This is a genomic window from Flavobacterium sp. T12S277 (genome assembly GCF_048514875.1).
GTDB lineage: Bacteria > Bacteroidota > Bacteroidia > Flavobacteriales > Flavobacteriaceae > Flavobacterium.
Genome location: NZ_JBLYEG010000003.1, coordinates 95207 through 121813, shown reverse-complemented (window position 1 = coordinate 121813; position 26607 = coordinate 95207). Strand labels below are relative to the sequence as shown.

General features: G+C 36.1%; 21 protein-coding genes. 15 read left to right on the top strand and 6 right to left on the bottom strand.

Translation table 11 applies throughout. The annotated features are described in order from the left end of the window. The first annotated feature begins 173 nt into the window (after positions 1-173). The 10 genes from ACN1CN_RS06785 (at position 174) to ACN1CN_RS06740 (ending at position 13308) form a co-directional block, all read left to right on the top strand. Positions 174-2555 carry a TonB-dependent receptor gene (locus tag ACN1CN_RS06785; RefSeq protein ID WP_419135105.1) on the top strand — a complete coding sequence of 794 codons (2382 nt, stop codon included), beginning with the start codon at positions 174-176 and terminating at the stop codon, positions 2553-2555. A 37-nt stretch (positions 2556-2592) separates the two neighbouring features. Then, complete coding sequence (locus ACN1CN_RS06780) at positions 2593-3414, top strand: DUF4249 domain-containing protein (protein ID WP_419135104.1); 822 nt, start codon at positions 2593-2595, stop codon at positions 3412-3414. A gap of 9 nt (positions 3415-3423) precedes the next feature. Further along, positions 3424-3906, top strand: coding sequence for a GyrI-like domain-containing protein (locus tag ACN1CN_RS06775; protein ID WP_264523190.1), 483 nt, complete (start codon positions 3424-3426; stop codon positions 3904-3906). Between the two features lie 4 nt (positions 3907-3910). Next, positions 3911-4351 carry a DinB family protein gene (locus ACN1CN_RS06770; RefSeq protein WP_419135103.1) on the top strand — a complete coding sequence of 147 codons (441 nt, stop codon included), beginning with the start codon at positions 3911-3913 and terminating at the stop codon, positions 4349-4351. A 95-nt stretch (positions 4352-4446) separates the two neighbouring features. Continuing rightward, positions 4447-6987, top strand: a complete 2541-nt coding sequence (locus ACN1CN_RS06765) for a T9SS type A sorting domain-containing protein (RefSeq protein ID WP_419135102.1) — start codon at positions 4447-4449, stop codon at positions 6985-6987. A gap of 143 nt (positions 6988-7130) precedes the next feature. Further along, on the top strand, positions 7131-7793 hold the full coding sequence (locus tag ACN1CN_RS06760) for a thiamine diphosphokinase (RefSeq protein WP_419135101.1): 663 nt from the start codon (positions 7131-7133) through the stop codon (positions 7791-7793). Positions 7794-7850: 57 nt separating this feature from the next. Continuing rightward, positions 7851-8810 carry a 23S rRNA (adenine(1618)-N(6))-methyltransferase RlmF gene (gene rlmF, locus ACN1CN_RS06755; RefSeq protein WP_419135100.1) on the top strand — a complete coding sequence of 320 codons (960 nt, stop codon included), beginning with the start codon at positions 7851-7853 and terminating at the stop codon, positions 8808-8810. An 89-nt stretch (positions 8811-8899) separates the two neighbouring features. Then, on the top strand, positions 8900-9838 hold the full coding sequence (locus ACN1CN_RS06750; RefSeq protein ID WP_419135099.1) for an alpha/beta fold hydrolase: 939 nt from the start codon (positions 8900-8902) through the stop codon (positions 9836-9838). Between the two features lie 125 nt (positions 9839-9963). Next, a complete protein-coding gene (gene uvrB / locus ACN1CN_RS06745) occupies positions 9964-11955 on the top strand; it encodes an excinuclease ABC subunit UvrB (RefSeq protein WP_419135098.1) in 1992 nt (663 codons plus the stop codon). Between the two features lie 123 nt (positions 11956-12078). Beyond that, positions 12079-13308, top strand: a complete 1230-nt coding sequence (locus ACN1CN_RS06740; RefSeq protein ID WP_419135097.1) for a hypothetical protein — start codon at positions 12079-12081, stop codon at positions 13306-13308. A gap of 56 nt (positions 13309-13364) precedes the next feature. Here ACN1CN_RS06740 and ACN1CN_RS06735 read toward each other — a convergent pair whose 3' ends face one another. Further along, entirely contained in the window at positions 13365-13766 is a 402-nt protein-coding gene (locus ACN1CN_RS06735) for an excinuclease ABC subunit B (protein WP_419135096.1), read from the bottom strand. Positions 13767-13822: 56 nt separating this feature from the next. Between ACN1CN_RS06735 and ACN1CN_RS06730 the strand changes: the two genes are divergently transcribed. The 3 genes from ACN1CN_RS06730 to ACN1CN_RS06720 are packed head-to-tail and all read left to right on the top strand — an operon-like array spanning position 13823 to position 16689. After that, on the top strand, positions 13823-14626 hold the full coding sequence (locus ACN1CN_RS06730) for an alpha/beta hydrolase (protein WP_419135095.1): 804 nt from the start codon (positions 13823-13825) through the stop codon (positions 14624-14626). Between the two features lie 15 nt (positions 14627-14641). Next, positions 14642-15652 carry a dipeptide epimerase gene (locus ACN1CN_RS06725; protein ID WP_419135094.1) on the top strand — a complete coding sequence of 337 codons (1011 nt, stop codon included), beginning with the start codon at positions 14642-14644 and terminating at the stop codon, positions 15650-15652. A 5-nt stretch (positions 15653-15657) separates the two neighbouring features. Then, positions 15658-16689 (top strand): aminotransferase class I/II-fold pyridoxal phosphate-dependent enzyme, encoded by a 1032-nt coding sequence (locus tag ACN1CN_RS06720; protein ID WP_419135093.1) that lies wholly within the window; start codon positions 15658-15660, stop codon positions 16687-16689. Between the two features lie 40 nt (positions 16690-16729). On the opposite strand, the gene ACN1CN_RS06715 is transcribed toward ACN1CN_RS06720, so the two are convergent. Both ACN1CN_RS06715 and ACN1CN_RS06710 read right to left on the bottom strand, forming a co-directional pair. Next, a complete protein-coding gene (locus ACN1CN_RS06715; protein ID WP_419135092.1) occupies positions 16730-18262 on the bottom strand; it encodes a SusD/RagB family nutrient-binding outer membrane lipoprotein in 1533 nt (510 codons plus the stop codon). 10 nt (positions 18263-18272) lie between these two features. Further along, positions 18273-21404: a SusC/RagA family TonB-linked outer membrane protein gene (locus tag ACN1CN_RS06710; RefSeq protein WP_419135091.1), complete on the bottom strand. Its 3132-nt coding sequence runs from the start codon at positions 21402-21404 to the stop codon at positions 18273-18275. 308 nt (positions 21405-21712) lie between these two features. Between ACN1CN_RS06710 and ACN1CN_RS06705 the strand changes: the two genes are divergently transcribed. Then, the gene (locus tag ACN1CN_RS06705; protein ID WP_419135090.1) at positions 21713-22174 is read left to right on the top strand and encodes a DUF1456 family protein; all 462 of its coding nucleotides are present in this window, start codon (positions 21713-21715) and stop codon (positions 22172-22174) included. A 216-nt stretch (positions 22175-22390) separates the two neighbouring features. Here the strand turns inward: ACN1CN_RS06705 and ACN1CN_RS06700 are convergent, their stop codons facing one another. After that, complete coding sequence (locus ACN1CN_RS06700) at positions 22391-23095, bottom strand: LytR/AlgR family response regulator transcription factor (RefSeq protein WP_419135089.1); 705 nt, start codon at positions 23093-23095, stop codon at positions 22391-22393. A gap of 1 nt (position 23096) precedes the next feature. Then, positions 23097-24137 (bottom strand): sensor histidine kinase, encoded by a 1041-nt coding sequence (locus ACN1CN_RS06695; protein ID WP_419135088.1) that lies wholly within the window; start codon positions 24135-24137, stop codon positions 23097-23099. Between the two features lie 221 nt (positions 24138-24358). Here ACN1CN_RS06695 and ACN1CN_RS06690 point away from each other — a divergent pair, with 221 nt between their 5' ends. After that, entirely contained in the window at positions 24359-25162 is an 804-nt protein-coding gene (locus ACN1CN_RS06690; RefSeq protein ID WP_419135087.1) for a DUF5694 domain-containing protein, read from the top strand. A gap of 189 nt (positions 25163-25351) precedes the next feature. Here the strand turns inward: ACN1CN_RS06690 and sucC are convergent, their stop codons facing one another. After that, complete coding sequence (gene sucC / locus ACN1CN_RS06685; RefSeq protein WP_173967052.1) at positions 25352-26545, bottom strand: ADP-forming succinate--CoA ligase subunit beta; 1194 nt, start codon at positions 26543-26545, stop codon at positions 25352-25354. Positions 26546-26607: the final 62 nt, after the last annotated feature.

Here is a 26607-nt window from a genome sequence, read left to right as displayed (position 1 = left end):
CTGTAGAAAAGACAACTTTAATTAGTTGTCTTTTTTTTTTGAATGGAACCAAACCTCTGTCCCTTTGCCCCTTTGCCCCTCTAAAAAAAGAGTCTTTCTTAACTAATGTTTAACAAACGTTCTGCAAAAATATCTAGTTAGAATTATTAACTATGTGTTTCAAAACCAAGACAATGACCACAAAAAAAAATACCACATTTTTTATTCTGTTCTTTACTATTTTAACATCATTTTCTCAGGAAAAATTCACTTTAAGCGGCACTATTACTGACTTTAAAAACAACGAAACCTTAATTGGTGTGAACGTCTATATTCCAACCTTAAAAATAGGTACAACCACCAACGAATATGGTTTTTATTCGCTTACCGTTCCACAAGGCGAACATCAGATTGAAATTAGTTATGTAGGGTATCAAACCCTTCAAAAGACAATTGCTTTAACTCAAAACACGAAAAACAATTTTGCGATCAGTGAAAGCGGCGAAGAACTTCAGGAGGTGGTAATTATCGACAATAAAAGAAAAATCAATATCAAATCGCCGGAAATGAGTGCCAACAAACTCTCAATTTCCACCATCAAAAAAATGCCGGTTGTTTTGGGTGAAGTCGATGTTTTAAAATCGATCTTATTGCTTCCGGGCGTTACCAATGCGGGAGAAGGCGCTTCGGGATTTAATGTACGCGGTGGTGGTGCCGATCAGAATTTAATTTTATTAGACGAAGCGACCATCTTTAATTCTTCGCATGTATTTGGTTTCTTCTCCGTTTTTAACCCCGATGCTATTAAAGATCTAAAATTATACAAAGGCGGAATTCCCGCACGTTATGGCGGAAGAGCTTCTTCTGTTTTAGACATTTATCAGAAAGACGGAAACAGCAAAGAATTTCACGTTAATGGTGGAATCGGGTTAATTTCAAGCCGACTTCTCGCCGAAGGTCCTTTAGTAAAAGACAAAGGTTCTTTCCTTATTGGAGGAAGAGCTTCCTACGCTCATTTATTTCTAAAACTATCCGAAGATCAAAAAGACAACTCTGCCTATTTTTATGATTTGAATACCAAACTGAGTTATAAATTAAACGACAACAACAGCTTGTATTTGTCCGGTTATTTTGGCCGTGATGTGTTTAGTCTGAACAAAAGTTTTACCAATATCTACGGAAATTCAACCTTAAACCTGCGCTGGAACCATCTGTACTCTGATAAGTTATTTGCCAATTTATCCCTGATTTACAGCGATTACTATTATGGTCTCGACCTGGACTTTGTAGGCTTCAAATGGGATTCGGGAATTAAGAATTACAACATCAAATACGATTTCAAAAACTACCTCTCAGACAAATTCAAACTGAACTACGGTTTAAATGGTATTTACTACGAATTTAATCCGGGGACGATCAAACCAAGCAATGAAACGTCCGGAATTAATCCGGATCAACTGGATAAAAAATACGCCTTTGAACCTTCTGTTTATATCGAAGCCGAGAATCAGCTCTCGAAAAAAATTACGGTTGCTTACGGATTACGATACAGTTTGTTCTATCGTTTAGGATCTTCTACCATCAATTATTATGACAATAATGAACCGGTAGTCTTCAATAGCGACATGCAGATTTACGAAAAAGGAACCCCAACCTCAACCCGCTATTTTGGCAAAAACAAGGCCATTCAGCATTACAATAATTTAGAACCGCGGCTGTCTGTTTCGTACCAACTAAATGACGATCAAGCAATTAAAGCAAGCTATAACCGAATGGCGCAGTATCTTCAGCTGATTTCGAATACTTCATCTCCTACCCCGCTCGATGTCTGGATGCCAAGTGATAATTACATCAAACCTCAAATTGCCGATCAGGTGGCTTTGGGCTATTTTAAAAATATTAACAACGGAGCTTACTCTGTAGAAGTCGAAACCTACTATAAAAAAATCCAGAACCGACTTGATTATATCGATGGTGCCGATTTGATTGCCAATGATGCGATCGAACAGGTAATTCTGAACGGAAGAATGCGGGCCTATGGTGTCGAATTTATGCTGAAGAAGAATGAAGGTAAGTTCAATGGATGGATCTCCTATACTTTATCAAAATCACAGCAGCAAACTCCGGGAAGAACTCCGGAAGAAATTGGCATCAACAGCGGACAATGGTACAGCTCTGCCTATGATAAGACTCATAATTTAGCCATTACATCTGCTTATAATTTAAACGAGAAATGGTCTTTCGGCGCTAACTTTGCGCTGCAATCGGGTCAGCCGGTTACGTATCCAAATGGACGCTATGAGTATCTGGGAATTACGGTACCCAATTATGGATTAAGAAACGAAAACCGCTTACCGGCCTATCATCATTTAGACATTTCGGCAACTTTGACCCCCCGAAAAAATAAAGACCGAAACTGGAAAGGCGAATGGGTTTTTAGTATTTATAACTTGTACAATCGCCAAAATGCGGCTTCGATCAACTTCCGTCAAAATGTAGATACCGGTACAAATGAAGCTGTAAAAACGTCAATTTTCGGAATGGTTCCGGCCGTGAGTTATAATTTTAAATTTTAAGACCAACTTTCTGTAAAAGGAAAACAAAAGATAGATCATGAAAAAAGCAAGCATCTTAATAGTAGTTTTAATATCGATTTTCTTCACAGGTTGTGAGGAAGTTGTAGATGTTAATTTAGATACCGCCCCTCCAAAATTAGTCATCGAAGCCGCGATAAACTGGCAAAAACAAACAACCGGAAAACAACAGACTATAAAACTGACCACCACAACGGGTTATTTTCAAAACGTTATTCCAACCGTTGCAGGAGCGACCGTATTTATAAAAAACAGTCAGAACACACAATTTAACTTTATTGAAGTTCCTAAAACAGGACGATACGTGTGCTCGAATTTTGTTCCGGTGATTAACGAAACTTACACCCTAACCGTGATTTCGGGGGGGATTACCTATACTGCTACCGAAACCATGAAAGCAGTAGCACCCATAAGCCGAATTGAGCAAAATAACCAAGGTGGTTTTACCGGAAAAGATATTGAAACCAGAGCCTACTTTAATGATCCTGCCGACGATGATAATTTTTATCTCTTTAAATATATGTATTCGAGCAAAATTACCTCAACTTATTATGTTACGGAGGACAAGTTTTTTCAGGGAAATGAATATTTTAGCACCTCAGATGATGACGATTTAAAAATTGGAGATGAGATCGAGATCACCCATTACGGCATCTCAAAACAGTATTACAATTATATGAACATACTAGTGAGCATAGCCGGGAATAATTCTGGCGGACCTTTTCAGTCCCCACCCGCAACTGTAAAAGGGAACATTATTAATACTGTTGATAAAGCCAATTATCCGTTGGGTTATTTTTCGCTTAGTGAAACAGATTACAAAAAATACAAAATTAAATAAGCTCTAAAAATGGAAGCCAAAATTCAGATATTACCCGAGAAGAAACTAATTGGTAAATACGTTACAATGTCATTTCTTGAAAACAAAACGCATCAACTGTGGAGTTCTTTTATGCCAAAACGAAAAGAAATTAAAAACACAATCGACGCCAATTTATATTCGCTCGAAGTTTTTCCAACTGCGCACTTTGATAATTTTGATCCCGGTAATACCTTCGAAAAATGGGCTGCAGTCGAAGTCTCCGCTTTTGATGAAATGCCACTGGAAATGAAACCGCTGGTCATTCCTACCGGATTATACGCTGTTTTTGTACATAAAGGTCCGCAAAGCGAAGGTCATAAAACCTATCATGAAATTTTTGTAGATTGGCTGCCAAATTCAGAATATATGGTTGATGAAAGGCCTCATTTTGCCGTAATGACTGAAAAATACAAAAAAGAAGATCCCGATTCTGAAGAAGAAATCTGGATTCCGATAACTCATAAAGCTTAGAATCATGTTGATTGAAACCTTAAAACTGCTTTTTAACAGAGATCTGAACAAATTGAAAGCCGAAATCGAATCGTATCCAAACGAAAGTCAGATTTGGGCAATTGCGCCGGGCATTTCCAATTCAGCCGGCAATCTTTGTCTGCATTTAATAGGAAACCTGAACACCTATATTGGAGCCGAAACTGGAAAAACGGGTTACATCCGTGATCGTCCCTTAGAATTTTCATTGAAAGATGTTCCAAAATCAGAACTAATCGTTAAAATCGAGAATACTATTTTGGTTGTAAACACTGCGCTCGACAGTATGACCGAAGCTGATTTAGAACAAACTTATCCGCAAATTGTTTTCGAAAAAGAAATGTCAACAGGCTTCTTTCTGGTACATCTTTCTACGCATTTAGCGTATCATTTAGGGCAAATCAATTACCACAGAAGATTATTATAACTTAAATTTAAGACTATAAAAAATAAGAAGAAACAAATGCTTTTTTGTCTGTACAAATAAAATATTAACAATATATTTGATACAAAAAATCATTTATGAAAAAACACTACTTCTTATTATTTCTTTTTTTTATATCATTATGGAGCAATGCTCAAGTCTCTTCAAATATTGACCCGGATTTTGACACGAAAGATTACCTTCCCAATTTAACTTTGTTCAGCAAAGATTTTGCTTTACAGCCTGATGGAAAAGTAGTTTTGGTTGGAAATTCCTGTTCTTATAAATTGTACAATGAAAAAAATGCTGTAAAAGGCAACAATATTTTGAGGCTAAATAAAGATTTGTCTCTTGATGAAACGTTCAAAACTGGCTTAGGGTTTAGTTCTTCACCGTCTAGTTTAGCAATACAACCGGATGGAAAAATTCTGGTTAGTGGCGGTTTTACAACTTATGATGGAAAACCGGTCAACAAAATAATCAGGTTAAATTCTGATGGTACTATTGACAATACATTTAATCTTTCTGATAAAGAATTCACTTCATTTACGATTACAATTATACGTTCCATAAAAATACAACCGGATGGAAAAATACTAATAGCGGGAGTTTTCGATGTTTCTATTTATCAAAAATTTACTGGCCGCAATATGCTGCGTTTAAATGCTGACGGTACTGTGGATAAAACTTTTCAACCAGGCTCCGGTTACCCTTATAATATTTTCAAATTTGAACTACAAACTGATGGTAAAGTAGTAAGAGCTTATGAGAATACATACAACAAAGAAACAAGTTATAGAATTGACCGTCTAAATTCTGATGGTACTTTAGATTCAGGATTTACTGCTATAGAAGGATTTGGAGGAATTTGTTCCAACAATACTGTTGGGTATGATAGTATGTTCGATTGTAAATTGGGCATTCAAAAAGATGGAAAAATATTATTTGGCGGTTGCTACAGTACATTCAAATATATTGGGACCTCCGGTTTTATGAGGTTCAACACCGACGGATCTAAAGATACATCATTTAAATACGTTGTGCCCGGATACCCAATGGCAACAGTAAAAGATTTTATTCTTCTCTCGAATGATAAAATACTAAAAAGCGATTTGACATTCATTAATAATGATGGTTCTATTGATAATACTGTTGTAGCAAAATTAGACGCAAACACAAATTCAAATAAAATTCTGTTGTGCCCGGATAATAAATTATTAGTTTGCACGGAGAATATTGTAAACTTTCCAGGTGGAAGTACTTCTTTTAACCGATTTATTAAATTAGATTTAACTACTTCTGAAATTAACGCACAAGAACAACCAAGTACTTTTTATGCAGGAAATGATATTTTAGAAAAACCGAATGGCGACATTCTTGTTCTGGGAAATAGTAAAAGTACCTTTAATACAAAATATCATGATGGTATAAAATTGCTAAACAAAAATGGCAAACTTTCTCAGAATAAAAATTTATACCAAAACCTGTTTACATCACCTAAAAGCGAAAAAAACACCTTCAGAAAAGGAATTGTTCAGCCAGATGGTAAAGTTATCTTAAATAAAATTGAATCTACAGGTGTAAGTAGTTTGGTGAGATACAATGATGATTTTACAATAGATACTTCTTTTTCGGCCCCTATTTATCTTGGACGCATATACAATTTAACATTGCTTTCCGATGGAAAAATCTTAGTTACTGCTGATGGCCAAGATAGTCTTATAAGATTAAATAGCGATGGCTCTAAAGATCTTAGCTTTACTTCAGTCAGAGGATTTAACAATCTCTGCTACACTTCAGCAATACAAAAAGATGGGAAAATAATTGTAGCCGGTAATTTTACTGCTTTTAACGAAACAAAAATCAATCGAATTGCGAGATTTAATAGTGACGGAACATTTGACAATACTTTCCGTCCTGATGAAAACCTAACCGGATTCATCTACACTACAGGCATACAATCTGATGGAAAAATCATCATCGCGGGGCAACTAAATTTTAATTCTATAACAGAGAAAAGTTGTGTACTAAAACGCTTAAATACTGATGGCTCTACAGATACATCTTTTATGGAATATAACTCTACTTATGTAGCGCATCTTGTAAGAGGTATGGAAATACAGTCAAATGATCAAATTATACTTTTCACTAATCGAAACAGCACCACTGATTATCAGATAAATGACTTTAAAAGATTAGAAAAAAATGGAGAAATTGACACCACATTTGATTCAGGTGAAGGATTTGATGGTAACATCACTGCTATTAAAATTCAAAAAGACGGGAAACTTTTGGTGACAGGCAATTTTGTAAAATACAAAAACATCTGGTCTAATGGAACAGTCCGCTTACTTGGCACTGAAACTACATTAGCCACTTCTGATTATTTCTTAAACAATGACAATTCCAATCTTGTTTTATTTCCTAATCCGGTTAAAGATGTATTGAACATTTCATCAGATGAAAATCTATCTATAAAATCAATACAAATTTATAATACACTTGGACAATCTGTATTAGATACCAAAAACATAAAAAACTTCTCAAACATCAATGTTTCAGAATTGAGTAAAGGGATTTACTTCGTTAAAATAAGTTCAAACAAAGGAACAATAACAAATAAATTTGTAAAAAATTAGCAAAATGCTCTCTTAGTTGAGAGCATTTTTTTTGTTCCCTTATTCCCGTAAAATCTCCATTGCAAATAATTTAGTTATTTGCCAGATCTTTTACGGCTCATAACTTTTGTACATTTGCGGTACATTTCAAACTAAAAAACTAAATGTCTTCACACCATATCGTACGCGACGACCAGGAACCCGCTTTAATTATCGCCAACGGAGCAGCATGCAATCCGGAATTATTAGGACAATTACTCGAATGGTCTCCACTGGTTATCGTACTCGATTCAGCCATTGAAAGAGTAATTGAACTGGGCATCAAAGTCGATGTCCTTCTGGGAGATTTCGACCGTGGCTTTGATCCTGAAATTTACAAAACAACACAATACCCTATCGAAATCGTTCATACACCCGATCAGGACAAAACCGATTTAGAGAAAGCTTTTGACTATTTAATCGATCGCAAAATACCTGCTGTAAACGTCGTTTGGGCTACCGGAAAACGTGCAGACCATACCATCACCAATATTACCAACATTGCCCGTTACCGCGATTTGCTAAAAATTGTTATTCTGGACGACCATTCTAAAGTTTTTTTACTGCCTCGTAAATTCGAGAAGTGGTATACTGCAAAAACACCTATCTCCTTGATTCCGATTGGGATTGTCAATGGCATTTATTCTACCAATTTGCTCTATCCACTTACAAACGATACCCTAACGATTGGCTACAGAACCGGAAGCAGCAATGCTGTTCTACAGGATGGTTTAGTAACAATCACCCACACCGATGGTGATTTGCTGTTGATGGAATGCATGGATTAATTTTACAGGACGTTTCCTAAGAAAGGAATACCTATCTTTGCACGGAAATTTACAAAAATGAAAACAACAGACAATTCCGAAAAAAACAATTTACATCCTCGAAATCTTCATCGTTCCCGTTACGATTTCGAACTTCTTATCGCGAATTGTCCTGAGTTAAAGGCACAGGTTGCCGTAAACATTCACGGAATTGAAACTATTGATTTCAGTAATCCTCTTTCAGTAAAACTACTAAACAAAGCTTTACTGAAAACCTATTACGACATACAAAACTGGGATATTCCTAAAAACTATCTTTGTCCACCCATTCCCGGAAGAACGGATTATATTCATTATCTGGCCGATTTACTGGCAGAAACCAACAACGGAAATATCCCTAAAGGTCCGTCAGTGCTAGGTTTGGATATAGGAACAGGCTCTAACTGCATCTATCCTGTTTTAGGAAATGCGATTTACGACTGGAGTTTCGTAGGAACAGATATTGACGAAAAAGCGATCGCAAATTGCAGCAAAATTATCGAAGCCAATCCAAAACTGATTGAGGCCATAAGCCTTCAGCAGCAAACCGAATCGCGTTTTATTTTTAAAAACATCATCACCCCCGAAGATCGTTTTACTTTTACAATGTGCAACCCGCCATTTCATTCTTCGGCCGAAGATGCCAACCAAAGTACCGTTCGAAAAGTTTCAAACTTAAATCCGAAAGAAAAGAAAAAAACAAATCCTGTTTTGAACTTCGGAGGTCAAAATGCCGAATTATGGTGTGATGGAGGTGAAATTGGTTTTGTGACTCAAATGATTTATGAAAGCGCTAGATATGCCATGCAATGCTTATGGTTTACCACTCTGGTTTCAAAAAGAGACAATCTTTCCAGTATTTACAAAACCTTAAATAAAGTAAATGCCGCTACTATCAAAACAATCGATATGTCTCAAGGTCAAAAAACAAGCCGAATTGTAGCCTGGTCTTTTTTAAGTGAGAGTCAGCAAAAAGCATGGAAGCTGGAAAACGCTTAACATTGAAATTCTAATATTTTAAAATAAAATTCTGATATTCTGAGGGTTCACATTTTTCGTACCTTTAAAGTAATTTGAATTTTATTCCTATGCCAAAATTACTCTTCAAAGCAGTATTGTTATTTTTGCTTGCCGGTTGTGCCGCTTCAAAAAAGGCAAAGTTTGACGATTATGTTTTTAAAACAAAAAGCGAAAAACAGGCCTATATCGATTCTTACAATCAGACTTTAAAGCTTTGGGACCTTCCTTATACCGAAGAAAACATACAGACAGCTTACGGAACAGCCCACGTAATTGTTACCGGATTAAAAAATGGCAAAGACTTGGTTCTGCTTCACGGAATGGATGCAAGTTCCAGCATGTGGTATCCCAACATAAAAGCGCTCTCTAAAAAACACCGCATTTATGCAATTGATTTTATAATAGAACCCGGAAAGTCTACTTTGACCTCTAAATCTCATTCCTCAGAAGAAATTGTTCTTTTGTACAATGAAATTTTCAATCACTACAAATTAAAGAAATTTGATATTATAGGAGCGTCACGTGGTGGCTGGATTGCAACATTATTAGCGACTCAAAACAACAATTCTATTGATAAAATAGTGCTATTAAGTCCCGCACAAACTTTTAAATTTATAGACAAAGTGAGGAAAACAAGTTCGGCCCTAATGTTGAAACTGTTCCCAAATGAAAAGAAATTCGAAAAAACACTCCAAACTTTTTCTACTCATCCCGAAAAGATCAGTACTGTTTACAAAAAGCAATTCTATCTGGCCAATAAATATGCGAAATCAAATTCAAGCATGTTCAAAATGCGTCCTTTTTCAGATACTGAACTCCAATCAATTACCAATCCGGTTTTGATTTTAATTGGAGATCGTGATGTTATCAATTCCGAAGAAAGCTTAGAAAGAGCAAAAAAGTTTTTAATTCATAGCCAAACAAAAACAATATCAGATGCAGGGCATTTTCTGTCCATCGATCAGTCGAAAATAGTGAATAACGCTATGATTGACTTTTTAGAATAAATAAAAGACACAGTTCTTAGGGGAATTTACAGTAAACACAACCCATTTAATTCATCCTCTTTTTAAGTTTTTATATAGAATCCAAACTTTGTATCTTTACAAAACTAATCTTTCATCGTCCAAAAATGAATTTCCAGGTATCCTCTGAATACAGTCCAAAAGGTGATCAGCCGCAAGCAATTGAAAAACTTTCACAAGGCATTATAGATGGTGAAAAATACCAGACTCTGTTAGGAGTTACGGGATCCGGAAAAACCTTTACGGTAGCCAATGTCATTCAGGAAGTTCAGCGACCAACTTTGGTTTTGGCACACAACAAAACGTTGGCTGCACAGTTGTATTCTGAATTCAAGCAATTTTTTCCCAACAATGCTGTGGAGTACTTTGTTTCCTACTATGATTATTATCAGCCGGAAGCTTTTATGCCAGTCAGCGGAGTATTTATTGAGAAAGACCTGTCCATCAACGAAGAACTCGAAAAAATGCGTTTGAGTACGACCTCTTCGCTGCTTTCCGGACGTCGCGATATTTTAGTTGTAGCTTCGGTTTCCTGCTTGTATGGTATTGGGAATCCTGTTGAATTTCAGAAAAACGTTATTGAAATAGCGAGAGATCAGATCATCTCCCGAACCAAATTATTACACAGTCTGGTGCAGAGTTTGTACTCCAGAACCGAGGCAGATTTTACGCCCGGAACATTCCGAATAAAAGGAGATACAGTTGAAGTATACCCAAGTTATGCCGATGATGCTTTTAGAATTCACTTCTTTGGTGATGAAATCGAGGAAATAGAATCTTTTGATGCCAAGACCTCACAAGTCATTGAAAAATTCCAGCGACTGACGATTTATCCGGCCAATATGTTTGTGACTTCTCCTGATGTTTTGCAAAACGCTATTTGGGAAATCCAGCAGGATTTAGTCAAACAGGTTGATTATTTTAAAGAAATAGGAAAACATCTGGAAGCAAAACGTTTGGAAGAACGTACCAATTTTGATTTAGAAATGATTCGCGAACTGGGCTATTGCTCCGGAATTGAGAATTATTCAAGATATCTGGACGGAAGAGAAGCGGGAACGCGCCCTTTCTGTCTGTTAGACTATTTCCCAAATGATTATCTGATGGTGGTCGACGAAAGTCACGTAACAGTCTCACAGGTTCACGCCATGTACGGAGGTGACCGCAGCCGAAAAGAAAATCTGGTCGAATACGGTTTCCGTTTGCCAGCCGCAATGGACAACCGACCTTTGAAGTTTGAAGAGTTTGAAGCCATGCAAAATCAGGTAATCTACGTATCTGCAACACCTGCCGATTATGAGCTACAAAAAACGGACGGAATTTACGTAGAACAAGTCATTCGTCCAACCGGCTTATTAGATCCCATTATTGAAATCCGACCAAGTTTGAATCAGATTGATGATTTGATCGAAGAAATTCAGGTGCGCTGTGAATTGGATGAAAGAGTTTTAGTGACTACGCTGACGAAAAGAATGGCCGAAGAACTAGCCAAATATTTAACTAAAGTAAACATTCGTTGCCGCTATATTCACTCTGATGTCGATACGCTGGAGCGTATTGAAATCATGCAGGACTTGCGTAAAGGTATTTTTGACGTTCTAATTGGAGTAAACTTACTTCGTGAAGGTCTGGATTTACCCGAAGTTTCGCTTGTTGCTATTTTAGATGCCGACAAAGAAGGTTTTTTAAGAAGCCACAGATCGCTGACTCAAACGATTGGTCGTGCCGCAAGGAACCTAAACGGAAAAGCAATTATGTATGCTGACAAGATTACGGCAAGCATGCAAAAAACGATCGATGAAACCAATTATCGCAGAACAAAACAGATCAATTATAATACTGAAAATAACATCACACCTCAGGCCCTAAACAAAAAAATTGATAGTGCTTTTACTAAAAATCCTCTGGTGGAATATGAATTAGGACATCCCATACCGGTTGCAGCAGAACCTCAAACCGCTTATTTATCGAAATCGGAGTTGGAAAAAATGATTCGTGAAAAACGAAAATCAATGGAGAAAGCAGCAAAAGAACTAGACTTTTTACAAGCGGCAAAGCTGCGTGACGAAATTAAAAAACTACAGGAGCAACTGTCTTAAATACATCATTTTAAAATAATACGCATAAAAAACAAAGGAGGAATTTATTCTTAAAATTATTTAAAAAATGTTTTATAAGGAATTTCAAATTGATTAGTTTTAACAAAATTTTCAAACTCCAAAATGAAATACCACCTATTCCTTTTTGTTTTTTTTGCTTTCAGCGCTACTGCTGTCGCACAATCTAAAAATAATGATTTTTGGAATACCGAAATAGAAAATTCCTCGGACATTATAAAACCGAATATCCTTTCTAATCATCCGTTTGGAATTTATATTTCCAGACTGAATCACAATTTTAATGTACGTTCTCCTGATAAATATTCTTTTTCATTTGAAGTTTCGAGCGGTAATGTCGCGCTTCCTTATGTTAAATCATACGAATTAACAGATCCTAACGATCGGGAAATAGCCAAAAATTTAGCCTGGCATACACGGGAGTTTTCCTTTGATTTAAATAAAGTTCCCGCCAATACTAAAGAGTTTGTTGCAGATGGAGTTATTCGATCGTATCGATTGACTTTTACATTACCTATTACGACGCAACACGAGCTTAATTTCGGTTTGCGAATGAACTCACTCGATGGCGGAAAATATCCTTACTCTATTTTTACCTCAGATGAAACAATCGAATGGTTTCACAGTAATATTGCCGGTGGCGAAGATCCGTTTTCACGTCGACATTATGGTCTCAACAAAGCAGGAATATCGTATAAGGATGATCAAAATAAGGTTCTAACCCTGAACAATGGCAATTTCACTATTCCCGGAATTGATATCAATTACAACTATTATCCTAAATTGGAAATGAATGAAAAACATCATATCTATTTGAATTTTGGAACACAACTTGGGATTAATACCTCCAAATACAATCCGGTAGCGGATCTTGGCGTTTCTGCTTCTATTCTGAAAAAGAAAATCATTAAAAACAAAAACATCCTAAGCTTTGGTGCGAGTGCAGGAGTTTTGCGCCAGCATTTTTTAGAATATGGCGACCGTGTAAACATCAGCAGTCAGGATTTCTTTTATAGTTTTGAAGGTCTTATTGATTATAAGGTAAAGCTCAAAAACAACAACCGTATTTCGTATGGTATTAATTATAATTTTCAGACTTCTTACAACAAAAGAAATGAGCGGGATTATATCGTTCTGACGGGAGAAAGAATAAATACCCATTGGCAAAAAACGATCTCTCATTTATATGAAAACTTAGAAGGTTGGAATTTTATCTGTACCTACTCCACAAAGAGATTTTCTTATTTTATATACTTCAGAGAAGATTTAAACTTAGACAATGCACCCGATTTTCAAACCGGTATAGGTTTAAAAATGTCTATTAAAAAAGGCTAACCTCCTTTATTTTAAATGGCATAAGCTTCGTTCAAACGATCAAAACTTTGGTAAAACTAATTGTGCTGTTCCTGAAAAACTTTCAATAAAACTTTAGGGTCAATTATAGCGTTTGGCGCATTTTTCATTAAATCTAAAACGCGTCTCGTAGCGTTTGGATTCAATCCCATTTCAATGGAAATTTGCTGTATGGCTTTTGCTTCTTTTTCATGCAAAATACCGTCACAATACATAATCAAGGCCAGTCTGTAAAACTGTTGAATGCGCTGAAACTCCGATTTTATAACAGTACCAGCGCTTTCCTGATGAAATAAATCGCGAAAATCATCCGGGCCAATATTAAGCTCCTGGGCTACCAGCCACAAAAAATCATACTCTCTCTTGTGCAACTGCCCGCCAACGGTAGAAAAAGCAATCATTTCTAAAAGTAAACTTCTCTTTTCTGTTTCGGTATTCATCAATTTATTATTTTTAGCTAAAATATTGTTTTTAAATCTAAAACGCAACAGTACTCATGATTAGGAGATTTTTCTTTTTTATTTTCTTATGGGTAACGGCTATTGCCGGCGCACAGAACAGTACTTCTTCCAAAAACGTATCGACTTTTACGATTGAAGCCCCTCAATTAAAAACAACCAAAAAAATATGGCTTTATCTTCCTGATGGTTATTCGGCTACAGCCAAAAAGAGATACTCCGTGATTTATATGCACGATGCTCAGAATTTGTTTGATGCCAAAACCTCGTATGCAGGCGAATGGAATGTAGACGAAAAACTGGATAGCCTTAAAGCACCCGTAATTGTAGTGGGTATTGAACACGGAAATGACAATCGTATAAGCGAATTAACTCCCTATAAAAATGAAAAATACGGCGGAGGAAATGCCGATAATTATCTCGATTTTATTGTAAAGACCTTAAAACCGTATATCGATCAGCATTACAAAACAAAAACCAAGGCAAAAAACACCCTTATCATGGGAAGTTCGCTTGGCGGATTAGTTTCGTATTACGCCATATTAAAATACCCGGAAACTTTTGGAAAAGCAGGCATATTCTCGCCATCCTTCTGGTTTTCAAATGACATTTATACTTTGACAACACAAACTCCTAAAATCAAAACCAAGATTTATTTTTTATGCGGAGACAAAGAGAGTGATGATATGGTAACCGATATGACAAAAATGGAACGTTTATTAGATACAAAACGCTGTTATTGCCTCCATCTGACCAAATCTAAAATTGTAAAAGGAGGCGAACATAATGAAAAACTTTGGCGTGATGGTTTTGCGAAAGCTATAATCTGGCTGGGGTATTAACTAAAAAACAGACTTATGGAATTAATTTTAAGAGAGTACAATCTAAAACTCAAACATACTTTTACCATTTCCAGAGAATCAATTGATTTTCAGCCTTCGCTAATTATAGAGCTCAAAAGCGATGGTTTTTCAGGTTTTGGAGAAGCCACTTCAAATCCGTATTACAAAACAACCGTTCCGATGATGATTCAGGATTTGGAAAAAATCAGAGGCATTATCGAAAGCACAACGAATGAAACTCCTGAAATTTTCTGGGCAAAAATCTATCCGTATTTAAAGAATGACATGTTTGCTTTATGCGCGTTAGACATGGCTTATAACGACTTGTATGCACGCAAAAAGGGTAAAAAACTATACGATTTATGGAATTACACTATTGATCGAAATCCGCTGACAGATTACACGATTGGTATTGCTTCTATAGCAAAAATGGTTTCAAAAATGCAGGAGCTGCCGTGGCCTATTTATAAAATTAAACTGGGAACAAAAGAAGACATCGCCATTGTAAAAGAACTCCGAAAACATACCGATGCAATTTTTAGAATCGATGCCAATTGTGGCTGGGAGGTTGACGAAACCATTCATAACGCCATTGAACTAAAAAAACTAGGAGTCGAATTTCTGGAACAGCCACTGAAAGCGGATCATTGGGACGCACACAAAGAGGTTTTCAAACATTCAGTTTTACCCATAATAGCCGACGAAAGCTGTATTATTGAAGAAGATGTCGCCAAATGTTTCAATCATTTTCACGGAGTAAACGTAAAATTGGTGAAATGCGGTGGTTTAACCCCAGGGAAACGTATGATTGAGGAAGCCAAAAAATTAGGGCTAAAAACTATGGTAGGTTGCATGACCGAATCTACCGTGGGAATCTCGGCAATTGCGCACTTGTTACCTCAACTGGATTATGTGGATATGGATGGAGCCCTACTTTTAGCAGAGGATATTGCCACCGGTGTCACCATAAAAAATGGTGTAATCCATTATTCGGAACTTAACGGAACCGGAGTTACTTTAATCTAACTACTATGAACGTCGATCAATTTCCGGACAGAATCATTGAAATCAATCTGGAGCATTATTTGTATTTTGGAGGAACAGCTTATTTGGGATTACCCACAAACAGGGCTTTTCAGGAATTGGTCATTAAAAATATGCTGCGATGGGGAACCACCTATGGAAGCTCCAGAAATGCCAATATAAAACTAACGGCTTATGAAAACGGTGAAACTTTTCTCGCCCGACACATACAAGCCGAAAGCGCGGTTACCGTATCCTCCGGAATGCTTGCCGGAAAACTGGTCCTCGAACAATTGCTTAAAACCACCGATTGTTTCTTTCATTTTTCAGATTTGCATACCGCAATAAAAACTCCCGATAGTTTACCAGTATTTATAAATAACCAAATAAATCCAAGGCTGCTGGATGCTAAAGCAGAAAAAATCAGCATTCTAACTGACGGAGTTCCCTCCCATCAAACCAAAGCTGTTGATTTGTCGCTTTTAAAAGAAATTCCCCATCATAAAGAAATCACTTTACTTATTGACGAATCTCATTCGCTTGGAGTTTTAGGCAAAAATGGCTGCGGACTTTACTCGGGTATCGACCTCCCGATTAAGCGTAAAATTATGGTGTCGTCTTTAGGGAAAGCACTAGGCTTAAGCGGTGGCGTAATTGCGAGTGATGCTTCTTTTATCAATCAGATCAAAAACACGGATACCTTTGTCTCAGCTGCCGGAATGAATCCTGCTTTTGTTCAGACATTGGCGGATGCAACCGAAATTTACAGTGTACAACATCAAAAACTGCTGGATAACCTTCAGTACATCGATCAGAAACTAATTAAAAATGACGCGATCCAATTTGATAAAACATACCCTTTGCTTTATTTAGAAGATGAAAATCTAATCGAAACATTAAAAGGAAATAAAATTATTATTGCCAATTTCAAATACCAAAAAGACACAGCTCCTTTAAATCGAATTGTGATTACTGCCAATCATACTAAAGATGATTTAGACAAATTAATTGAAGTTTTAAATCAAAGCGGCGGCTTATAAAAAAACAGCTCTGATCAAAAAATCAGAGCCGTTTTGGTTTTTATTTGTCCCACCAAACGGGTGTGACCATTGATTTAAAGTTTAATTCATAATTTGCTTTATTAGCATTTCTTTCGTTGGTAGAATAAATAAATCTTCTTACCCATTTTCCTCCATTAGCAGGATCAGCGGCTTTTGGCAGGGCTAATCCGGGGAAAACGTTTGTAGAAAAATCATAGCGTCTGTAATCGTTAAATGTTTCGCAGTTCAAATAGAGTGTTATATTTTTTTGCCTCATAATATCTTTCAACTGCAAATTGGCCGCACCTTTATTGATAGAAGCATCTCCCAAATAAGCAGTTTTATCAGGACCAGAAACTCCTAATTTATCCATATTTGCGCCAATCGCATCCATATAGGCGCTATACCCTATTGCATTTGTTCCGGTACTTGTCGCATTACCTCCATTTAAAATAAATTGTGCTTCGGCCTGCATTAGTTTAACCTCAGAAAAGGACAAAATAACAACTGGCGAATCTATTTTTGAGTAATAAGAATACAACCCTATTTTAGCATTAGGTGCTGGTGTTCCTTTTGATCCCTGTCCAGGTTCTCCGCCAACATAACTACCCGGAACATTCGGATTTGGATCTTTAGGATTAACAACGCCATCTGTTACGGGATAACTTCTAAGATCAATCAGGAATGGCATTCTGGGATCCATCGTTACTGTTTTAAAAGTAAAGGTACTCCCGTTCATAAAACCAATAAATTGCCTGGTTATCAGATAAGATGCATTTCCGGTATTAAGTCCTAATTGGTTATTGTACCATGGATTTGTCTGTACTTTATTGAAAATCAATTGAAAATCATCTGCATTGGATGTTATTCCTTTTGCCAAATAAGTAGCTACAGTATTGGCAGCAGTTGTGGCATTGATTTTTGATAAGTGCAACGCATATCTCGCTTTAAAGGTGTACGCCGCTTTTATCCATTTTCCTATGTTTCCGCCATAAACAAGGTCTTCTTTTCCCGGAGTAAAAGAGGATGTATTAGGAGCCGATAAATTGGCAATTGCCTGATCTAATAGGTTGTTTATACCTTTGTAAACCTCTTCCTGACGGTCATATTCCGGTTTAAAATTCTGTGATGCCAACGAGGCCTGCGAAAAAGGTATATCTCCGTACAGATCCGTCAGCAATCCAAAATTTACAGCTTGCAAAATTTGAACAATACCCTTGTAATGTGATGATTTTGTTTCATCGGCTTTATCGGCTACTTCTTTCAGGTTTCCTAAAGCTTTTACATACGCAGAAGACCAATAGCTATCTAAGGATTCTTCGTAATGATTGTCTACCCCTACTGACGAATTAAGTGCAGAGGAAGTATATTGGGTTAGCAAAGAAACTCTGGTCGCAGCAGTATACTGAGCATCAAATGTGTAGTAAATTGCAGGACCCAATAAATCTTTTAGATTTTTATTCGCATCAGGTATTACATTTCCCGGTGTATTTATATCAAAATAATCATCACTACAGCTATAAGTTGTCAGGACAATGCTTATTATCAAGAAGGTTTTGAGTATATTTTTCATCTTTTATAAATTAAAATCCTAGATTAATACTAAATGAATATGATTGTGTAAGCGGAGTGGTCAAACCTGTAAATCCGTAAACATTGGTACCGGCACTGTAACTGGAACCTTCCGGATCGAAACCATCAAAGGGTGTCCAAATCAAGAAATTACTCCCCGATACCGTAAAAGACAAATTAGAAACACCAATGGTTTTTAATGCTTCTTTGGTCATGTTATAAGTAACCGACACATTTCTAAGTTTAAACCAGGAAGCATCCTGTATAAGAGCATCTGCAGCTGTATTATAAATCGTATTGTTGTAATAATTGTTGCGCAACGATTTATTTATAGGGATATCATTAGGCACATATCCTCCCGCTCCATCAGATTTTACACCGTCTAAAACAGCACTTTCGTTTCGGTCTGAAGTAACTCCCAAAACACCATTTCTAATTCCGTTTCTTCTGGCGGTATCATACGCATCTCCTCCTTTTTTGTATTCCAGCAAAAATCCGATATCAAAATTTTGAATTTTGAACGTATTGTTTAGCGTAGCTACCCAGTCCGGAAAAGCCTCACCAATTTTATTTATGGCTATGGCTCCGGTACTTGTTTTATTAAAAACGGGCAATCCGTTTGCACCAATCACTACTTTACCATCTACGCGTTGCCAGGACTGGCCATAAAGTGTTCCCGCTGCATCACCCAAACGCACTTGTGAAGTTATATTGGTAGCCTGAGAGTCATATCCGAAAATAATATTTTCAAAAGGCAATTCTGTAACTTTAGTTTTATATTGTGTAAAATTTAGCGTAGATGTCCAGCTAAACTTTGGATTTTTAAACCAATCTGCACCTAAAGTCAATTCGTTTCCTGTTGTTTTTAAAGATCCCCCATTGTCCCAAAATGCAGTAATTGAAGAGGATTGCGGCACGATTCTTTGAATAATCTGATCGTCACTAACTCTGTTAAAATAAGTATATTCCAGTCGTATTCTATCTCTAAAAAAACGTAAATCTGTACCTATTTCCCAAGTCGATATAATTTCGGCTTTCAAATTTGGATTGGCATCAACAGATGTAGCAGATACTCCTCCAACTCCGTTGAATGGAAAGTTTACATCTTTTATATTTTTTCTAAAGATCGCAAACGGAGGCGTTTTTCCGCTTTGTGCCCAGGATGTTCTTAATTTTCCATAAGACAAAATAGATTTGTTCTGGTCAATCAGATCTCCAAAAAGAAAAGACAAATTCGCAGAATAATAATCAAATTTATTATTTTTTACCGGCAAAGTAGATACCTGATCGTATCGCCCCGTAACACCCAGATAAATAATTTCTTTATAATCTGCTTTTGCTTCAAAAAAGTTTCCCACGTTTCTTACGCGCTCTTGACCCGAATTGTAAGCAAACAAATTGGTCGCATTAGAAATATTATTAAAATCTGTAATAAAAATTCCTTCTCCTCTTACATTTGAATAGGTGTTTTTGGTATCCAAAATTTGATTTCCTAAGGTAAGGGTGGTATTAAAATTTCCAAATTTTTTATTGGCCGTAATCACAAAACTGGAATTGAGTCCGGTAAAACCAATATTTTCATCCAGAATAAAACCATTTACTGCTGTTCCCACATCAAGATTAGCAGGAACATATCTGTTTCTCGTTTCAGAATAATTATCTACACTAGCTCTATAAACAAAATTTAACCATGAAGTTGCCTGATAGTTAAAATCGGCCGAAGCAATAATACGATTTACATCATCTTTTAAATTACTTACAGAAGTAAAATACCTTGGCTGATCGATAATGCCATTTGTATAATCTTTTTCTTTTCCCTCAGCAGTAAGATAATCATTTACATCAATAGAAGGTGACCAATATGCCAGAGAACTCATAACCGATTTGTCTCCATTATTAGATCTGATACCTCCCGATTTTGTATAAGCAAAAGAAGTCCCTATTTTAAATTTTTCAGAAATTTGATACCCTCCATTTGCTTTGAAAGTTTTTCTTTGGTAAGAAGTGTTCGGTACAATGCCTTCGTCTTTACTGGTAGAAGCAGATACAAAATAATTGATTTTCTCTGTTCCTCCGCTTACACTCACACCTAAATTTTGAGTCACACCCGTTTTAAAGAAATCTTTATAAAAATTTCTGTACTTAATTCCCGCACCATCTGAACTCGAATATTCCGGTCCAAAACTCCAGAATCCTCCCGGGCTTGCAGGATTTACCCATTCAAAACCACCAGGACTATTCGATACGGTACTTTTTACATAAGAAGCTCCGTTTAAACCTTCTCTGTATTTAGATTGCAGCTCTGGATAATGATTTACCTCACTAAAAGAAATACTGGAATTGATATTAATTTTTGGCTTTCCTTCTTTTCCTCTTTTGGTAGTGATAATAATCACACCATTACCCGCCAAAATACCATACAATGCTGTAGCACCGGCACCTTTAAGAACGGTGTAGCTTTCGATATCCTCCGGATTAATATCTATTGCTCTGTTAGAAAATGAAAACTGCTCTCCGCTACTCACAGAATTAGAGCCTTTTGAGGGAGCTACATTTCCTATAGCCGTAGAATTATTTACAGGGTTCCCATCAATAATTATCAAAGGCTGATTATTATTAGACGGATCTAAAGAAGAAACACCACGAATAACAATATCTACACCTGCACCAACTCCTCCGGAAGTTTTACTTATGGTTACTCCCGCTACTCCTCCTTGCAAACTCTCAAGAGCATTTAATTGGCCTGGTCGTTCAATATCCGAAGCCTTCAAAGTCTGGCTGGCATAACCCAAAGATTTTGTTTTATTTTTTATACCAAAAGCGGTTACCGTCACTGCATCCAACTCTTTGGAATCGGGATTCATTTTTACATTCAAAATACTTCCGGTTACGGTAGCTTCATTCATTTTGTACCCAACGAACGAAAATAGCAGGACTGATCCTTTATTTACGCTAATGGCAAAATCCCCGTCTAAACCAGAAGTAGCAGTATTGGATGTTCCTTTTTCCAGAATGTTTACACCTGGCATTGAAACTCCCCTCTCATCTGTTACGCTTCCTTTTACCGTTATTTTTTGTGCAAACAGTATGCCTGAAGCAAGTAAGAACAAAACGAAGGAAAAGGTGAAATTCTTTTGTTTCATAAAAATTTAGTTAAAAATGGTTAATAATTTGGTTTGTTAGACCCGTAATTTAACACTTTATTTCACTAAAAATCCTTTTTTACATCAAAAATTTAAAGATATTTCTTATAAATACCCTTTTGAGCAAAAAACAGTCAAAACCACATCAATAGCAAATTCATTAACCAATTCCGTGAATTTTCACTAATTAAATTTGAACGCAATACAATTTGCGAAAATTCGTGAAATTCGTAGCAAAAAAACTTCACCCCACTCAATAAATTGCAATCAAATTACTTTTAAAACGTACCTTTGTAAAAAATTAAACGATGACGAACAACGATATCCTAAAAACACTTCGCGTGGCTTTGATGCTCCGTGACGACCAAATAGTAGAAATTTTAGAATTAGTAGATTTTAGAATTTCAAAATCAGAATTGGGCGCTTTTTTTAGAGCCGAAGATCATGAGAATTATATGGAATGTGGCGATCAGGTTTTGCGTAATTTCTTAAACGGACTGGTGATTCATTTAAGAGGGACAAAAGAAAACCCTAAAAACCCAAATGATGTTTTAGCCAAGCATAAAGCTGAAATTCCAAAGAAAGACAGTTCAAACCGACCTGAATTTAAAGCTGCTCCAAAAGATCCTGAAAGAGCAAGAGGCGATCAAAGTTCATCTAAATCAAGTTCGGCTGCCAAAAAACCTAAGAAGAAAGAGTTCCCAAAAGGCAACGGAAAACCATCAGTGGTAGAAAAAGTGGTTTACAAAAACGGGAAGAATAAAAAATAGTACTGTTTGCTTAACCGCAAAGAGTGCAAGGATTTTTAATTATAAGAATCTATACAACCGCAAAGTTCGCAAAGCTATAATGGATAAAGCTTTGCGAACTTTGCGTTTATTAAGCACAATCTAAGAAAAAAACTTTGCGAACTTTGCGGTTACTAAGCGCAATCTAAGACAAAACTTTGCGTCCCTTGTGGTTAAATAACCACCATCAAAGTAAACTTATATCTTATTCTGATCAATTCGTTCGAAGAAACCATCTTTAAAAGTCGCTCCAATAGGCAGTTCTTTACCATTGACAAAAACCGAAAAACTATCTGTCGATTCAATTTGTTTCAAAGCCACCACATACGATTTATGTATCTGGACAAAATCTCTTTCGGGCAGCGATTCAATTACATTTTTTAAAGACGAATGTGTAATAATTTGCTGATTCTGCGTATGAATACAAACATAGTTCTGAAGACTTTCGACATACAGAATCTCGTCTAAAAACAGCTTTACAAACTTATTTTTTCCGTCTGTTTTAATAAAAATAAAGTCAGCGGAGTTGTTCGGTACAACCTCTGTTTTTGAATCAGTATTTAGTTTAGAAACGGCCTGATAAAATCGTTCAAAAGCAATTGGTTTCAATAAATAATCGACTGCATTTAATTCAAAACCTTCTAAAGCAAAATCCGGATAAGCGGTCGTAAAGATCACTTTGATCTCTTTCGAAATAATTCTGGAAAGCTGTAAACCAGTTAACTGTGGCATCTGAATATCGAGAAAAATGACATCAACCTTTTGCGTATTTAAAAATTCTAATGCCTTCAATGCATCATTAAAAACAGCTGTTTTTTCCAAAAAAGAGACTTTCCCGATGTAATTTTCCAGAATACGCGTTGCCGGCGGTTCGTCATCAACAATCATACACTTATATTTCATATTACTTATTTAACGGTATTTTTAAATAGGTCTTAAAGGTATTCTTTTCTGCTGTTTTCTCTAGTGTAAATTCCCCTTTATAAGCATGCTCCAAACGTTTCCTTAAATTATCAAAACCAATTCCGGTTGAAGAATAATTCTCCCCTTCAACATTATAGTTAAAGGTTGACAGCTCTAAAAAGTTGTCTTTTATTACAATCGAAATAACGGCTTTCTCGCTCTCATTGTTCAGTTTTCCATGTTTGAAAACATTTTCAATAAAATGAATCAAAGCCGATGAAAGAATCTTTTCTGTTGCATACTTTCCTTCAATTATAAAATCCAGGTAAAGCAGATCTTCAAATCTTTTTTTCTGCAAATGAATATAGTTTTGTACAAACTGAATTTCTTTAGAAAGCAAAACCTCATCCTTTTCCGTTTCTGTAATTACGTAACGCAGCAAATCCGAAAGTACTAAAATATCCGAAGCCATAGCATCATCTTTCAAAACCAACTGACTGTAAAAGGAATTTAAAGTATTGAACAAAAAATGCGGACTCACCTGCGATTTAAGCATTTGGAGCTCGGCCTTTTTATTTTCTAATACTAATTCCTGATTTTGTTTCTGCGCTTCCTGAAAATGAAAAAACAGATAAGCCAGACTGCTTAAAACAACAGCAGGCAGTCCAAAGAAAAAATTATCCTTGATATAATAGCCTATCTCTCTGGTTTCTTTTGCATAATTATGAATTCCGGTAAGCTCATAAAGGATCACTTCCTGAACGAAATACCGTAGTGCCGCAAAAATTAACAGGGAGACAGGAATACTCATCACATAAAAAAGAATTTTCCTTCTGTTTAAAAACCAATTGCAAAAAGTATAAAAGTTTAAGAGGTAAACGATGAAGATTACCAGTACGAAACTAATGTTAAACATATAGGAAATCCAGTTGAAGACTAACTCCATGTCCCGATTGTTAACACCAATATCCCAAAGGTTTAAGGTGATAAACAATCCTAAAAAAAGAGCGATATGATAGGAAAATGGAATTTTTAGCTTCATAATAACCGTGTTGTTCTTTCAAAAATACAACTATACCTTCATATGGATACTATATTTATACGAAACCGCTATTTTGGGTGACAAACTATCAAAATCGATACACCAAATTTTTCAACCGCTGATTCTCAAGGTTTGTAATTTGAAATCTACTGTTCATCAAAAACCCGAATTTCACCTGAAAAACTGGTATAGATTTGTCTTGAATTTAAAAACCAATCATCATGAAAAAAATCGCCTTATTACTGTTTTTTGCTATCGCATTCCATACTGTTTCTGCACAGTCCAAAAAGAAACAAGTGCTATTACTTGGAACCTTCCATTTTGAAAACCCGGGGCTTGACGTTGCTAAAATAAACAGCTTTAATGTTATGTCAGACAAAAGCCAGAAAGAACTGGAAAACATTACCAATAAAATTAAAAAGTTTGGTCCGGACAAAATTTTTGTGGAATGGAATTATCAGAAACAAGACAAACTGGATAAATTTTACAATAAAAATACGGATAGTTTGTTGCATAAGCGCGCCGATGAAATCGTACAAATAGCTTTAAGATCGGCCAAAAAATTAGGACACAAAAAGTTATACGGAATTGATTATAACAATACCGACTTCCCATACGACAGTTTAGTAAAAGGTATGACAGCTGCCAATCAATTTGATCTGATCAAAAAAAATGAAGAGACGATGAAGAGTTACGAAAAAGACCAGAATGAAAAAATTGCCAAATATTCCCTAACCGAATTACTTGTGGACATTAACTCAAAAGAGTCTAATGAAGACAATGTTAGCTGGTATCTGGAAACGGCAATTAAAGGAGGTAAAACAGACAATTTTGTGGGGGCATTTCTAGTTTCAGAATGGTACAGAAGAAACCTTTACATGTATGCTTTGATTCAAAAACTAACAGAAAGTAAAGATGATAAAATCATGGTTTTATTGGGAGCCGGACATACCGCTATGATAAGAGATTTTTTCAAGCACAACTCCGATTTTGAAATTGTAGAACTACCGACGGTTTTGAAATAACTTTTTATTTTAACCGCAAAGTTCGCAAAGTTTTTTTAGCCACGAATTCACGAATTATTTTTTATAATCTTTGAGAATAAAAATTCGTGAATTCGTGGCTATTTTGAACAAATAGCTTTCCGGTTAAAGACAAAAAAAAATCCACTCCTTTCGGAATGGATTTTCTATATAAATTGATTTCTTATTTAATTAAGAAAGTGCAGCTTTAACCTGATCAGCAGCTTCTTGAAATTGAACAGCTGATAAAATTGGCATACCTGAATTGTCAATTAATTCTTTTGCAATTTCAGCATTTGTTCCTTGCAAACGAACGATAATTGGCACATTGATAGCATCACCCATGTTTTTGTAAGCATCAACAACACCTTGAGCAACACGGTCACAACGAACGATTCCTCCGAAGATATTGATCAAAATAGCTTTAACGTTAGGATCTTTTAAGATAATACGGAAAGCAGTTTCAACACGTTTTGCATCTGCAGTTCCACCAACGTCTAAGAAGTTAGCAGGCTCAAATCCAGCGTATTTAATTAAATCCATAGTTGCCATTGCAAGACCAGCTCCGTTTACCATACAACCTACAGTACCGTCAAGATCTACATAGTTCAATCCTACTTCTTTAGCTTCAACCTCGATTGGATTCTCCTCACGGATATCTCTCATCTCAGCATATTTTGCTTGTCTGTATAAAGCATTATCATCGATATTTACTTTAGCATCAACAGCCATAATTTTGTTATCTGAAGTTTTCAAAACCGGGTTGATTTCGAACATAGATGCATCAGAACCAACATAAGCGTTGTATAATGAATCGATGAATTTCACCATTTCTTTAAAAGCATTTCCAGAAAGACCTAAGTTAAAAGCAATTCTTCTTGCTTGAAAACCTTGTAATCCAACAGTTGGATCAATTTCTTCTGTAAAAATCAAGTGTGGTGTATGTTCCGCAACTTCTTCGATATCCATTCCACCTTCAGTAGAATACATAATCATGTTACGTCCTGTACCTCTATTCAATAAAACAGAAACATAAAACTCAGAAGTTTCACTTTCGCCAGGATAATAAACATCTTCAGCAACTAAAACTTTGTTTACTTTTTTACCCTCAGCAGAAGTTTGAGGTGTAATCAATTGCATTCCGATGATTTGTTCAGCAATTTCTTCAACTTGTTGCAAGTTTTTAGCCAACTTCACTCCACCACCTTTTCCACGTCCACCTGCGTGAATTTGTGCTTTTATCACATGCCATCCTGTACCAGTTTCGGCAGTTAATTGTTTTGCAGCAGCCACAGCTTCAACCGCATTGTTAGCCACAATTCCGCGTTGAATGCGTACTCCGTAACTTGCTAAAATTTCTTTTCCTTGATATTCGTGTATGTTCATAATATAGAATTTGTCTGGTTCTGAATTTATTTCAGAATAAAAGTGCGACAAAAGTAGCAAAA

Bases quoted from the DNA above. Each gene is read 5' to 3' on its own strand.
- ACN1CN_RS06785 (WP_419135105.1), top strand. From the start codon at position 174: ATGACCACAAAAAAAAATACCACATTTTTTATTCTGTTCTTTACTATT.
- ACN1CN_RS06780 (WP_419135104.1), top strand. From the start codon at position 2,593: ATGAAAAAAGCAAGCATCTTAATAGTAGTTTTAATATCGATTTTCTTC.
- ACN1CN_RS06775 (WP_264523190.1), top strand. From the start codon at position 3,424: ATGGAAGCCAAAATTCAGATATTACCCGAGAAGAAACTAATTGGTAAA.
- ACN1CN_RS06770 (WP_419135103.1), top strand. From the start codon at position 3,911: ATGTTGATTGAAACCTTAAAACTGCTTTTTAACAGAGATCTGAACAAA.
- ACN1CN_RS06765 (WP_419135102.1), top strand. From the start codon at position 4,447: ATGAAAAAACACTACTTCTTATTATTTCTTTTTTTTATATCATTATGG.
- ACN1CN_RS06760 (WP_419135101.1), top strand. From the start codon at position 7,131: ATGTCTTCACACCATATCGTACGCGACGACCAGGAACCCGCTTTAATT.
- rlmF (WP_419135100.1), top strand. From the start codon at position 7,851: ATGAAAACAACAGACAATTCCGAAAAAAACAATTTACATCCTCGAAAT.
- ACN1CN_RS06750 (WP_419135099.1), top strand. From the start codon at position 8,900: ATGCCAAAATTACTCTTCAAAGCAGTATTGTTATTTTTGCTTGCCGGT.
- uvrB (WP_419135098.1), top strand. From the start codon at position 9,964: ATGAATTTCCAGGTATCCTCTGAATACAGTCCAAAAGGTGATCAGCCG.
- ACN1CN_RS06740 (WP_419135097.1), top strand. From the start codon at position 12,079: ATGAAATACCACCTATTCCTTTTTGTTTTTTTTGCTTTCAGCGCTACT.
- ACN1CN_RS06735 (WP_419135096.1), bottom strand. From the start codon at position 13,766: ATGAATACCGAAACAGAAAAGAGAAGTTTACTTTTAGAAATGATTGCT.
- ACN1CN_RS06730 (WP_419135095.1), top strand. From the start codon at position 13,823: ATGATTAGGAGATTTTTCTTTTTTATTTTCTTATGGGTAACGGCTATT.
- ACN1CN_RS06725 (WP_419135094.1), top strand. From the start codon at position 14,642: ATGGAATTAATTTTAAGAGAGTACAATCTAAAACTCAAACATACTTTT.
- ACN1CN_RS06720 (WP_419135093.1), top strand. From the start codon at position 15,658: ATGAACGTCGATCAATTTCCGGACAGAATCATTGAAATCAATCTGGAG.
- ACN1CN_RS06715 (WP_419135092.1), bottom strand. From the start codon at position 18,262: ATGAAAAATATACTCAAAACCTTCTTGATAATAAGCATTGTCCTGACA.
- ACN1CN_RS06710 (WP_419135091.1), bottom strand. From the start codon at position 21,404: ATGAAACAAAAGAATTTCACCTTTTCCTTCGTTTTGTTCTTACTTGCT.
- ACN1CN_RS06705 (WP_419135090.1), top strand. From the start codon at position 21,713: ATGACGAACAACGATATCCTAAAAACACTTCGCGTGGCTTTGATGCTC.
- ACN1CN_RS06700 (WP_419135089.1), bottom strand. From the start codon at position 23,095: ATGAAATATAAGTGTATGATTGTTGATGACGAACCGCCGGCAACGCGT.
- ACN1CN_RS06695 (WP_419135088.1), bottom strand. From the start codon at position 24,137: ATGAAGCTAAAAATTCCATTTTCCTATCATATCGCTCTTTTTTTAGGA.
- ACN1CN_RS06690 (WP_419135087.1), top strand. From the start codon at position 24,359: ATGAAAAAAATCGCCTTATTACTGTTTTTTGCTATCGCATTCCATACT.
- sucC (WP_173967052.1), bottom strand. From the start codon at position 26,545: ATGAACATACACGAATATCAAGGAAAAGAAATTTTAGCAAGTTACGGA.